The organism is Pseudomonas sp. GM24 (genome assembly GCF_000282235.1).
GTDB lineage: Bacteria > Pseudomonadota > Gammaproteobacteria > Pseudomonadales > Pseudomonadaceae > Aquipseudomonas.
This window is the reverse complement of the sequence record NZ_AKJR01000009.1, coordinates 26,520-38,393: the sequence shown is the minus strand read 5'-3', so window position 1 is coordinate 38,393 and position 11,874 is coordinate 26,520. Positions and strand designations below refer to the sequence as shown.

Below are 11,874 nucleotides of genomic sequence, written 5' to 3'. Positions count from 1 at the left end.
CGGCAGCTCCTACATTTGGAATGTGTTTCACCTGTAGGAGCTGCCGCAGGCTGCGATCTTTTGATCTTTCTTTCACACCCCACCAACGAATCCCCTTCTAGACTTTCCCCATAAGCCGGACAACCGGCGCGGGAGAGTGCGATGTGGCGGTGTGCGGGTTGGTTGGGTGTTGTGTTGTTGCTGGGCGGTTGCCAGACCACCCATGAAGATCTGATCGCCAAGGGTTATCCACCGGCCTTCGCCGACGGCTTCGATGACGGTTGCATCAGCGGTCGCCAGGCGGCCGGTTCGATCAGCGGCGAGTTTCGCAAGAACGTGCCGCGCTATCTTAAAGACAAGCAATACGCCGAAGGCTGGACCGACGGCTTCCGCCAGTGTCAGGCGATGCTGGAAAACAAGGGACGCGAAGAGTATCGCAACGAACACTGGGACGAACGAGAACGCGCCTGGCAGCAGCAGAAAGATCAGGACGCCGGACGGGCTTATCGCTCGCAATAGGTCGCTTCCAGACATCCAGTGAAACCAAATGCCTGCGAGCATGGCCCAAACCTCATACGAGGAGGACACCATGAGTCGCGCATTCGTCAACGAAGACAACGCCGCCGCACAAGCCGATCAGCCGGTTGAACGACAGGTCAGCGAGCAGCCCAATTACGTCACGCCGCAAGGGTTGGCGCAGTTGCAGGCCAAAGTCGCCGAGCTGCAAAGCCTGCATGCCGAACAATCAGCCAGAGGTGAGCAGGCCGACAAGCGACGGCTGGCGGATCTGCAACGTGATTTGCGTTATTTCAATCAGCGCCTGAGCAGCGCACAAGTCGCCGTAGCAGCAACGTCCAGAGACAAAGTGCAGATCGGCAGTTGGGTGACCTACGCCGATGAGCACGACACCGAACGCCGGGTGCAACTGGTCGGCGAAGATCAGGCCGATGCCAGCAAAGGCCTGATCAATTGGGGCTCACCCTTGGGCCGGGCGCTGCTCGGTGCCCGACTCAACGACGAGGTGCTGTGGCAGCGCCCCGCCGGCGATCAAATGATTGAAGTGATCCGCATCGAACCGGCTTAAACCACGCCCTGCGCGAGCATCGCGTCGGCGACTTTGACGAAGCCGGCGATGTTCGCACCTTTGACGTAGTTGATCCGCCCGTTCTCTTCGCCGTAATGCACGCAAGCGTGATGGATCGACTGCATGATCGCGTGCAGCTTGCTGTCCACCTCACCCGCCGTCCACAGCAGGCGCATGGCGTTCTGCGACATCTCCAGACCACTCACCGCCACGCCGCCGGCGTTGGATGCTTTGCCCGGGGCGAACAGAATCCCGGCCTCGATAAAGATATCCACAGCCTCCAGTGTGGTCGGCATGTTCGCGCCTTCAGCCACGCACACGCAGCCATTGCGCAATAACGCGTGTGCGGCTTCAGCGTCGAGCTCATTCTGCGTAGCGCACGGCAGCGCGATGTCGCACGGCAGCGACCACGGCAACTGGCCGGCGCGGAATTCCAGACCGAACGCTGCCGCCAATTCACTGATGCGCCCGCGTTTAACGTTTTTCAGTTCCAGCAGCGCCAGCCACTGCTCTTCGCTCAACCCGGCTTCGCAATACAGCGTGCCTTCGGAGTCGGACAGGGAAATCACCTTGCCGCCCAGATCCATCACTTTGCGCGCCGCGTATTGCGCAACGTTGCCGGAACCGGAGATCGCCACGCGCTTGCCTTCAACGCCCTGCCCGCGACGCTTGAGCATTTCTTCAGCGAAATACACGCAACCGAAACCGGTGGCTTCCGGACGAATCAGGCTGCCGCCGTAGGTCATGCCCTTGCCGGTCAGTACGCTGGTGAACTGGTTGCTCAAGCGTTTGTACTGGCCGAAGAGGAAGCCAATCTCGCGCGCACCGACACCGATATCACCGGCCGGCACGTCAACGTCGGCGCCAATATGGCGATACAACTCGCTCATGAACGCCTGACAGAAGCGCATGACTTCAGCGTCGCTCTTGCCCTTCGGATCAAAGTCGGAACCGCCCTTGCCGCCGCCCATCGGCAACGAGGTCAGGGAGTTCTTGAAGGTCTGCTCGAAGGCGAGGAATTTCAGCACGCCCAGGTTCACCGATGGGTGAAAGCGCAAGCCGCCCTTGTACGGGCCGATGGCGCTGTTCATCTGGATGCGGAAACCGCGATTGACTTGCACTTTGCCCTGATCGTCGACCCATGACACGCGGAACACCACGGCACGCTCCGGCTCGCAGATACGTTCCAGAATCCCCGAGTTCAGGTAATGCGGATTGGCTTCGAGGAACGGCCACAGACTGCGCAGGACTTCTTCGACGGCCTGGTGAAATTCGGGTTGATCCGGATCGCGTTTTTTCAGGCGGGCGAGGAAGGATTCAACGGATTCGATCATGGCAAAAGTCTCGGCAAATTTATTGTCGTTGGAGGAGATTGGGCCGGACTGTAACAAACGAAATGCGCACAGGAACAGAGCAAGATGTCGCAGTTATGAAATTAAATGGTGCACAGGATATAAATCCGGCTGGTTTTTACCCAGTTTTGCACCTGAATGGTGAGATCAAATTCAAGTGATGCACCAACAGTTATACCGCCATCGCTGGCAAGCCAGCTCCCACAGTGGACATCGGTGAAACACCTATCTCGAACACCCCACAAAACCCTGTGGGAGCTTGGCTTGCCAGCGATGAATCCAACTCGGTATCCCTGAAAAACCAGGCAAAAAAAAACGGAGCCCGAAGGCTCCGCTTTTTCATGCAACCAACCCGATATCAGGCCAGTTTCTTGTGACGTACCCGGTGCGGCTGGGCAGCCGCTTCGCCGAGACGCTTTTTGCGATCGGCTTCGTACTCGGTGTAGTTACCTTCAAAGAAGATCGCTTGCGAGTCGTCTTCGTACGCCAGGATGTGTGTCGCCACACGGTCAAGGAACCACCGATCGTGAGAGATCACAATCGCAGCGCCCGGGAAGTCCAGCAGGGCTTCTTCCAGGGAACGCAGGGTTTCAACGTCGAGGTCGTTGGACGGTTCGTCGAGCAGCAGGACGTTGCCGCCCTCCTTCAGGGTCAGCGCCAGGTGCAGACGACCGCGCTCACCACCGGACAGATCCTTGACGAACTTCTGCTGATCGCCGCCCTTGAAGTTGAAGCGACCGACATAAGTACGCGACGGAATCTCGTAGTTGCCGATGCGGATCTGGTCGGAACCGTCGGAGATCTGCTGGAACACAGTCTTGCTGCCATCCAGGTCGTCACGGCTCTGATCGACGCAGGCCAGTTGCACGGTTTCGCCGACTTCGATGCTGCCCGAATCCGGTGTTTCCTTGCCCATCAGCATGCGGAACAGGGTCGACTTACCGGCACCGTTACCGCCGATCACGCCGACGATGGCGCCCTTCGGCATCGAGAACGACAGGTTGTCGATCAGCACGCGATCGCCGTAGCCCTTGGTGACGTTCTTGAATTCGATGACCTTGTCGCCCAGGCGCGGACCGGCCGGGATGTAGATCTCGTTGGTTTCGCTGCGCTTCTGGAATTCCTGCGATTGCATTTCCTCGAAGCGTTGCAGACGTGCCTTGGATTTCGACTGGCGGGCTTTCGCGCCTTTGCGCACCCACTCCAGTTCTTCTTTCATGGCTTTTTCGTGGGCCGACTGCTGCTTGGATTCCGCAGCCAGTCGATCGGACTTGGCTTCAAGCCAACCCGAGTAGTTGCCTTCGTACGGAATGCCCGCGCCGCGGTCGAGTTCGAGAATCCAGCCGGCGACGTTGTCGAGGAAGTAGCGGTCGTGCGTGATCGCTACCACGGTGCCCGGGAAGTCGTGCAGGAAGTGCTCCAGCCACGCCACGGAGTCAGCGTCCAAGTGGTTGGTCGGTTCGTCGAGCAGCAGCATGTCCGGGGCGGACAGCAGCAGACGGCACAGGGCCACACGACGCTTTTCACCACCGGACAGGTGTTCTACTTTTGCGTCCCAGGCCGGCAGACGCAGGGCGTCGGCAGCGACTTCCAGTTGACGCTCAAGGTTGTGCCCATCGCTGGCCTGCAGGATCGCTTCGAGTTTGGCTTGCTCGGCGGCGAGCTTGTCGAAGTCGGCATCCGGATCGGCGTAAGCGGCGTAGACCTCGTCCAGACGCGCTTGCGCATCCTTGATCACGCTGACCGCTTCCTCGACCACTTCACGCACGGTCTTGGTCGGGTCAAGTTGTGGCTCTTGTGGCAGATAACCGATGTTCAGGTCCGGCATCGGACGGGCTTCGCCCTCGAACTCGGTGTCGACGCCGGCCATGATTTTCAGCAGCGTGGACTTACCCGAACCGTTGAGGCCGAGTACGCCGATCTTGGCGCCGGGGAAAAACGACAGCGAAATGTTTTTGAGAATTTCCCGCTTCGGCGGAACAACTTTGCCCAGCCGATGCATGGTGAAGACGTATTGAGCCATGGAGAACCTTGGGTCAGTGACAGATGAATGATTGCAGCGCAGGCGAAGCCCGGCCAGACCATGCGCGTCGTTCACTTGATGGTTATCAATGCGTGCGCGCTGAAAAAGTCTGAGTCTAGGAGCTGGACCAGACGCTGTTAAAACGTAACGAGCGAAGGAAAGACAAGGCGAAAACAGGCGAGGACGCGGAGTTTACGGGTTGTAAATGAGCAGTCCGAGCCTGTTTTCAACGCAGTATTTCCGAGCGCAGTAGTTTTAACAGTGTCTGGGCTCCCGCGTAACCGGCAAAGCTACCTGAATGATGAAAGGCAGTCCAGCCGCGCGGGGCTGGCACTTCGCCACGACTCAAGGCATGCTAGCCGCCCTTTGGGCGTCCGGCTTATAGTGCACGTCGCGCCAGTCCAGCCAAATCGCAGGATTACAGCTTGTCCAATGTCACTCCGCCAGCTTCTGTGAGCAGCACCCCACCGGCGCCCGGCTCGTCCCTGCGCGGTACATTAAAGGGTGCGCTGGCGACGCTTGTGCTTTTGTTGCTCGCATTGCTGTTCTGGCAACTGCTCGATCAACTGCGCGAAACCCAGAAAAACCAGCGCCAGTACACCATTGATTACACCGCCGACCTCGCCTCGCAGGTCAGCCTGAACATGGCGCTGAACGCGCAAATCGCCCTCAACCTGCTACCGATCGTCGAACAACCGCAATCAGCCGACGAACAGCAGGCGTTGCTGCGCAAGCTCCAGCAATCGCTGCCCGATTTGCGCAGCCTGGCCTTGCTCACCCCTTCCGGCAAAATCATCAGCGACAGTGCCGACAACAGCCACGACGCCGATTACCTGAGCGAACTGGTGCGCCGCAGCCGTGCACAGGCACATTACTTCAGCAACGCCGACGACGGTTCTGTGGTGCATCTGTTATTGCATCAGGCCAGCGGCAGCACGCGCGGTTATTGGGTACTGCGCTTGACCCCGACGTTCTTCGACTCGCTGACCAAACAGGGCGAAACCGGCATCCGCCCGTTGTGGCTGGTGGAAAACCGCCTCAACCATCAGATCATCAGCCGCGACGAAGCGCAGCCTTCGGCCAGGCCCGGCGTCTTGAGTCCGGACGACATGGCCAACACGGTGTTGACCGTGCCACTGAGCAGCAGCGACTGGCAATTGCGTGGCCTGTTCGATCGCCAGCGCGTGCTCGAAGAATTGCTGCCGGCGTTTATCGGCAAATGCCTGCTGGGTCTGGCGTTCTCGATGCTGCCGGTGATCGCCCTGCTCAACATGCGCCGCCGCCAGCGCCAGTTGCATGAGGGTCGCCGACGCTATCAAGACATTTTCGAAGGCACCGGCGTGGCGCTGTGTGTGCTTGATCTGTCCGGCCTCAAGCAGGTGTTCGACAAGGCGCAGATCCAGACCAGCGACCAGCTCAAAGCCTGGCTCGACCAGCCGGCGCAACGTCAGCAACTGCTGCAGGAATTGCGCGTCACCGAGGTCAACCAGGTCGCGTTGCAACTGCTCAACGTCAACTCTTGCGAGCACGCCTGGCAACTGTTGATCGATGGCCATCCACACCGCCAGTGCGCCATCGGCAATCAAGTACTCGACGCCGTCCTGCAGCAACAGAAGCAGCTGGAACTGGAAATCAAACTGCCGGACATCAATGGCCGCGACCAGCACCTGTGGATGGTGTTGCGCCTGCCGATCGAGCAGCACGACTACAAAGCGGTGATCCTCAGCATCAACGACATCACCAGCCGCAAGCTGATCGAACTGTCGCTGCTCGAACGCGAAGGCTTCTGGTCGGACGTGGTGCGCACCGTGCCGGATCATCTGTACGTGCAGGACGTGATCAGCCAGCGGATGATTTTCAGTAACCACCACCTCGGTCAAACCCTCGGCTACAACCGCACTGAACTGCATCAGATGGGCGAGTATTTCTGGGAAATCCTCCTGCACCCGGAAGACGCCGACTACTACCATCGCTCGCGGCAGATGCAGCGGCACGCCGGTTACAGTCAGTTGCTCCAGTGCCAACTGCGCTTCCGCCATCGCGACGGCAAATGGCGGCGTTTCGACATTCGCGAACAGGCGTTGGCTCGCGACAAACACGATCAGGTGACGCGAATCATCGGCGTGGCCAAGGACATCACCGAACAGATCGAAGCCAGCGAATCCCTGCGTGACAGCGAGCAGCGTTATCGCATGCTCGCCGAAAGCATCAGTGACGTGATTTTTTCCACCGACAGCAAGCTCTCGCTGAACTACGTCAGCCCGTCGGTGCAGGCGGTACTGGGCTACGACGCCGAGTGGATTTTCCAGAACGGCTGGCAATCGACCATCGCCAACCCGCAGCAATTGAGCGGCATCTATACGCTGATGGATCGGGTCAGCAAGGCGCTGGACAAGCCCGAGCAATTGGCGGTGTTGCGCAATCAGGTGCAAACGCAATTGTTCCTGTTCGACTGCCTGCGCGCCGATGGCCGCAAGATCCCGATCGAGTTGCGTCTGGTGCTGGTGTGGGACGAGCACGGCGCGTTCGAAGGCGTGCTCGGTGTCGGTCGCGACATCAGTCAGCAGCGCCGCGCCGAAAAAGACCTGCGCATGGCCGCCACGGTTTTCGAGCATTCGACCTCGGCGATTCTGATCACCGACCCGGCCGGTTACATCGTGCAAGCCAACGAAGCCTTCAGCCGCGTCAGCGGTTACGCGGTGAGCGAAGTGCTTGATCAGTTGCCGAACATGCTCACCGTCGACGAACAACAGGACGCGCACCTGCGTTACGTGCTCAAACAACTGCATCAGCACAGCACCTGGGAAGGCGAAGTCTGGCTCAAGCGCCGCAACGGCGAGCATTACCCAGCGTGGGTCGGCATCACCGCGGTGCTCGACGACGAGGGCGATCTGGCCAGTTACGTGTGTTTCTTCAGCGACATCAGCGAGCGCAAGGCCAGCGAGCAGCGGATTCACCGCCTCGCCTACTACGACGCCCTGACCCATTTGCCGAACCGCACGCTGTTCCAGGATCGCCTGCACACCGCGCTGCAATCGGCCGAGCGGCAGAAGTCGTGGGTGGTGCTGATGTTCCTCGACCTCGACCGTTTCAAACCGATCAACGACTCCCTCGGCCACGCCGCCGGCGACCGCATGTTGAAAGACATGGCCACGCGCCTGCTGGCCTGCGTCGACGATGACGACACTGTGGCGCGCATGGGCGGTGACGAATTCACGCTGCTGCTGCAACATCGCTCCAGTCGCGAAATGGCGTTGAACCGGGCGATTCATGTCGCCGAACAGATCCTCGGCAGCTTGGTGCGGCCGTTCGTGCTCGAAGGTCGCGAGTTCTTCGTCACCGCCAGTATCGGCATCGCCCTGAGTCCGCAGGACGGCAACGAACTCAGCCAGTTGATGAAGAACGCCGACACCGCGATGTACCACGCCAAGGAGCGCGGCAAGAACAACTTCCAGTTCTATCAGGCCGACATGAACGCCAGTGCGCTGGAGCGTCTGGAGCTGGAAAGCGACTTGCGCCATGCCTTGGAACAGAACGAATTCGTCCTGTATTACCAACCGCAATTCAGCGGCGACGGCAAGCGTCTGACCGGCGCCGAAGCGCTGTTGCGCTGGCGCCATCCACGTCGTGGACTGGTGCCGCCGGGGGATTTCATTCCGGTGCTCGAAGAGCTTGGTCTGGTGGTCGACGTTGGCGATTGGGTGATCAGCGAAGCGTGCCGTCAGCTGAAGACCTGGCACCAGAATCGTGTACGCGTGCCGAAGGTGTCGGTGAACATCTCGGCGCGGCAGTTCTCCGATGGCCAGCTCGGCACGCGGATCGCCACGATCCTGCGCGAAACCGGCCTGCCGCCGGCATGCCTGGAGCTGGAACTGACCGAAAGTATCCTGATGCGTGAAGTCAGCGAGGCCATGCAGATTCTTGCCGGGCTGAAAAACCTTGGCCTGAGCATCGCAGTCGATGACTTCGGCACCGGTTACTCATCGCTGAACTACCTCAAGCAATTCCCGATCGACGTGCTGAAAATCGACCGCACGTTTGTCGATGGCCTGCCGTCCGGTGAGCAGGACGCGCAGATTGCCCGGGCGATCATCGCCATGGCGCACAGTCTGAATCTGGCGGTGATCGCCGAGGGTGTGGAGACCCATGAGCAGTTGGACTTCCTGCGCGAACATGGTTGCGATGAGGTTCAGGGCTATCTGTTCGGGCGGCCGATGCCGGCGGGGCGGTTTGAGGCGCAGTTCAGCAATGACGCGCTGTTCATGTTCGACTGAACATCGGCGGCGCGACCGAAAAGATCGCAGCCTTCGGCAGCTCCTACAAGGATTGATGTCGGTCACAGTATTCGGGATCAGCTCGGATTACTGTAGGAGCTGCCGAAGGCTGCGATCTTTTGAGGCCAGCACAATCACCATCTATCTGCGCATGAACGCCACTTGTCTGCGACATGATGTCGTTTCATATGCCATCCAAAACCCATTGGGTTAGAATGCCCCCCTTTTCTGCCCCCGATCCTTGAGGACCGCCATGTTCAGCCGTGATTTGACTATTGCCAAGTACGACGCCGACCTTTTTGCCGCCATGGAGCAAGAAGCTCAGCGCCAGGAAGAACACATTGAGCTGATCGCTTCGGAAAACTACACCAGCCCAGCGGTGATGGAAGCTCAAGGCTCGGTCCTGACCAACAAGTACGCTGAAGGCTACCCAGGCAAGCGTTACTACGGTGGTTGCGAGTACGTCGACATCGTTGAGCAACTGGCCATCGACCGCGCCAAAGAGCTGTTCGGCGCCGATTACGCCAACGTTCAGCCGCACGCCGGTTCGCAAGCCAACGCTGCTGTTTACCTGGCCCTGCTGCAAGGTGGCGACACCATTCTGGGCATGAGCCTGGCCCACGGCGGTCACCTGACCCACGGCGCCAGCGTTTCCTCCTCGGGCAAACTGTACAACGCTGTGCAGTACGGCATCGACGCCAACGGCCTGATCGACTACGACGAAGTCGAGCGACTGGCAGTTGAGCACAAGCCAAAAATGATCGTGGCCGGTTTCTCTGCCTACTCGCAAATTCTCGACTTCCCGCGTTTCCGCGCCATCGCTGACAAAGTCGGTGCTTACCTGTTCGTCGACATGGCTCACGTAGCCGGTCTGGTTGCCGCGGGTGTTTACCCGAACCCGGTGCCTTTCGCTGACGTCGTGACCACCACCACGCACAAGACCCTGCGCGGTCCACGTGGCGGTCTGATCCTGGCGCGCGCCAACGCCGACATCGAGAAGAAGCTGAACTCCGCGGTATTCCCGGGCGCCCAGGGTGGCCCGCTGGAGCACGTGATCGCCGCTAAAGCGATCTGCTTCAAGGAAGCGCTGCAGCCAGAGTTCAAGGCCTACCAGGAACAAGTGGTGCTGAACGCCCAGGCCATGGCCGAAGTGTTCATCGAGCGCGGTTTCGACGTGGTTTCGGGCGGTACCAAGAACCACCTGTTCCTGCTGTCGCTGATCAAGCAGGACATCTCCGGTAAAGACGCCGACGCCGCTCTGGGCAAAGCGTTCATCACCGTGAACAAGAACTCCGTGCCAAACGATCCACGCTCGCCGTTCGTCACTTCCGGCCTGCGCTTCGGTACTCCGGCTGTAACCACTCGCGGCTTCAAGCAAGCCGAGTGCAAAGAGCTGGCCGGCTGGATCTGCGACATCCTGGCTGACCTGAACAACGAAGCGGTGATCGACGCCGTTCGCGAGAAAGTCAAAGCCATCTGCAAGAAACTGCCGGTATACGGCGCTTAATTGCGACGTTAAATCCGCAGCATGAAAAACCGGCCAAGTGATTGGCCGGTTTTTTTTCGCCTGAATATTTTCAAACGCCTGAACCGCTCAAGAATGGGACTTGCCGCACAACTGGTCAGACCGGTCATGCCAATTCGTCATTTTTCACTTGCGATCAAAGAAATCCAGCGCCTAGACTGCGCCTGCACTGGACATACCGGTAAGACCACAATAATTAAGTTCTGAATCTGATGCGTTCAAGCGCACGGCAGCCAGGACACCGACCAGGATTCCTCCCATGCTCAGATGGTGCTCGCGTTCAATCTTCCTCCAAGTGGTTCTCGGACTGATGCTCGGCATCGTCTGCGGGCTGACCCTTCCTGAATACTCGGCCCAGCTCAAACCGCTCGGCGACGGCTTCATCAAACTGATCAAGATGCTCATCGGCCTCATCGTGTTCTGCGTGGTGGTCAGCGGCATCAGCGGCGCCGGCGATCTGAAGAAGGTCGGGCGCATCGGTCTCAAATCGGTGATCTACTTCGAAGTGTTGACCACCATCGCTCTGGTGATCGGCCTGGTCTTCGCCTTCAGCACCGGCATCGGCAGCGGCGCGAACATCCATCTCGAGCAACTGTCTGCGGCCGACATGGGCGATCTCGCCGAACGCAGCCAGCACATGCACACCACCACGCAGTTCCTGATGGACCTGATCCCGACCTCGGTGATCGGCGCCTTCGCTGACAACAACATCCTGCAAGTGCTGCTGTTTTCGGTGCTGTTCGGTAGCGCGTTGAATCTGGTCGGCGAAGCAGCTTCCGGGATCTCGCGCCTGATCAACGAACTGAGCCACGTGATCTTCCGCATCATGGGCATGATCGTGCGTCTGGCGCCGATCGGCGTGTTCGGCGCCATCGCTTTCACCACCAGCAAATATGGCCTCGACTCCCTGCAACATCTGGGTAGTCTGGTCGGTTTGTTCTACCTGACCTGCATCGCGTTCGTCAGTGTGATTCTCGGTCTGGTGATGCGTGCCTCCGGCCTGCGCATGTGGCCGCTTTTGAAGTATCTGCGTGAAGAACTGCTGATCGTCATGGGCACGGCATCGTCCGACGCCGTGCTGCCGCAAATCATGCGCAAACTCGAACACCTCGGCATTGGCAGCTCGACCGTTGGTTTGGTGATTCCAACCGGGTACTCGTTCAACCTTGACGGTTTCTCGATCTACCTGACCCTGGCCATCGTGTTCATTGCCAACGCCACCGGCACGCCGCTGGCCATGACCGATCTGCTGACCATTTTGCTGGTGTCACTGATTACCTCCAAAGGTGCCCACGGGATTCCGGGTTCGGCACTGGTGATTCTGGCGGCAACGCTGACAGCGATTCCGGCGATCCCGGTGGTCGGTCTGGTGCTGGTGTTGGCAGTGGACTGGTTCATGGGCATCGGCCGAGCACTCACCAATCTCATCGGCAACTGCGTCGCCACGGTTGCGATCGCCCGTTGGGAAAAAGACATCGACGTGCAACGCGCCAACAAAGTACTCAGCGGTCAGCAGGGCTACACCTTTCAGCCGCGTAAAACAGCAACTCCGGCGCACCAGCAGGAGTTCTGATTTAACCCCTGTAGGAGCTGCCGCAGGCTGCGATCTTTTGATCTTGAGTTTGCGGCTATCTCCC

Annotated in this window: 7 protein-coding genes; 5 read left to right on the top strand and 2 right to left on the bottom strand. The window is 59.3% G+C overall.

Annotated features, from left to right (window positions below; genetic code table 11):
• Positions 1–141 precede the first annotated feature (141 nt).
• Together PMI23_RS00770 and PMI23_RS00765 are read left to right on the top strand one after the other, a co-directional pair.
• Positions 142–498, top strand: a complete 357-nt coding sequence (locus PMI23_RS00770) for a hypothetical protein (protein ID WP_007909794.1) — start codon at positions 142–144, stop codon at positions 496–498.
• Between the two features lie 70 nt (positions 499–568).
• Positions 569–1,063 (top strand): GreA/GreB family elongation factor, encoded by a 495-nt coding sequence (locus PMI23_RS00765; RefSeq protein ID WP_007909793.1) that lies wholly within the window; start codon positions 569–571, stop codon positions 1,061–1,063.
• Here PMI23_RS00765 and gdhA read toward each other — a convergent pair.
• Positions 1,060–2,397 carry an NADP-specific glutamate dehydrogenase gene (gene gdhA / locus PMI23_RS00760; RefSeq protein ID WP_007909792.1) on the bottom strand — a complete coding sequence of 446 codons (1,338 nt, stop codon included), beginning with the start codon at positions 2,395–2,397 and terminating at the stop codon, positions 1,060–1,062. The genes PMI23_RS00765 and gdhA overlap by 4 nt on opposite strands.
• A gap of 376 nt (positions 2,398–2,773) precedes the next feature.
• Positions 2,774–4,438 (bottom strand): energy-dependent translational throttle protein EttA, encoded by a 1,665-nt coding sequence (gene ettA / locus PMI23_RS00755; protein WP_007909789.1) that lies wholly within the window; start codon positions 4,436–4,438, stop codon positions 2,774–2,776.
• Between the two features lie 425 nt (positions 4,439–4,863).
• On the opposite strand from ettA, the gene morA reads away from it, so the two are divergent.
• From morA to PMI23_RS00740, 3 genes are all read left to right on the top strand, one after another.
• The gene (morA, locus tag PMI23_RS00750; protein WP_007909788.1) at positions 4,864–8,712 is read left to right on the top strand and encodes a cyclic di-GMP receptor MorA; all 3,849 of its coding nucleotides are present in this window, start codon (positions 4,864–4,866) and stop codon (positions 8,710–8,712) included.
• Between the two features lie 253 nt (positions 8,713–8,965).
• A complete protein-coding gene (glyA, locus tag PMI23_RS00745) occupies positions 8,966–10,219 on the top strand; it encodes a serine hydroxymethyltransferase (protein ID WP_007909785.1) in 1,254 nt (417 codons plus the stop codon).
• Between the two features lie 277 nt (positions 10,220–10,496).
• On the top strand, positions 10,497–11,810 hold the full coding sequence (locus tag PMI23_RS00740; RefSeq protein WP_007909782.1) for a C4-dicarboxylate transporter DctA: 1,314 nt from the start codon (positions 10,497–10,499) through the stop codon (positions 11,808–11,810).
• The last annotated feature ends 64 nt before the right edge of the window (positions 11,811–11,874 follow it).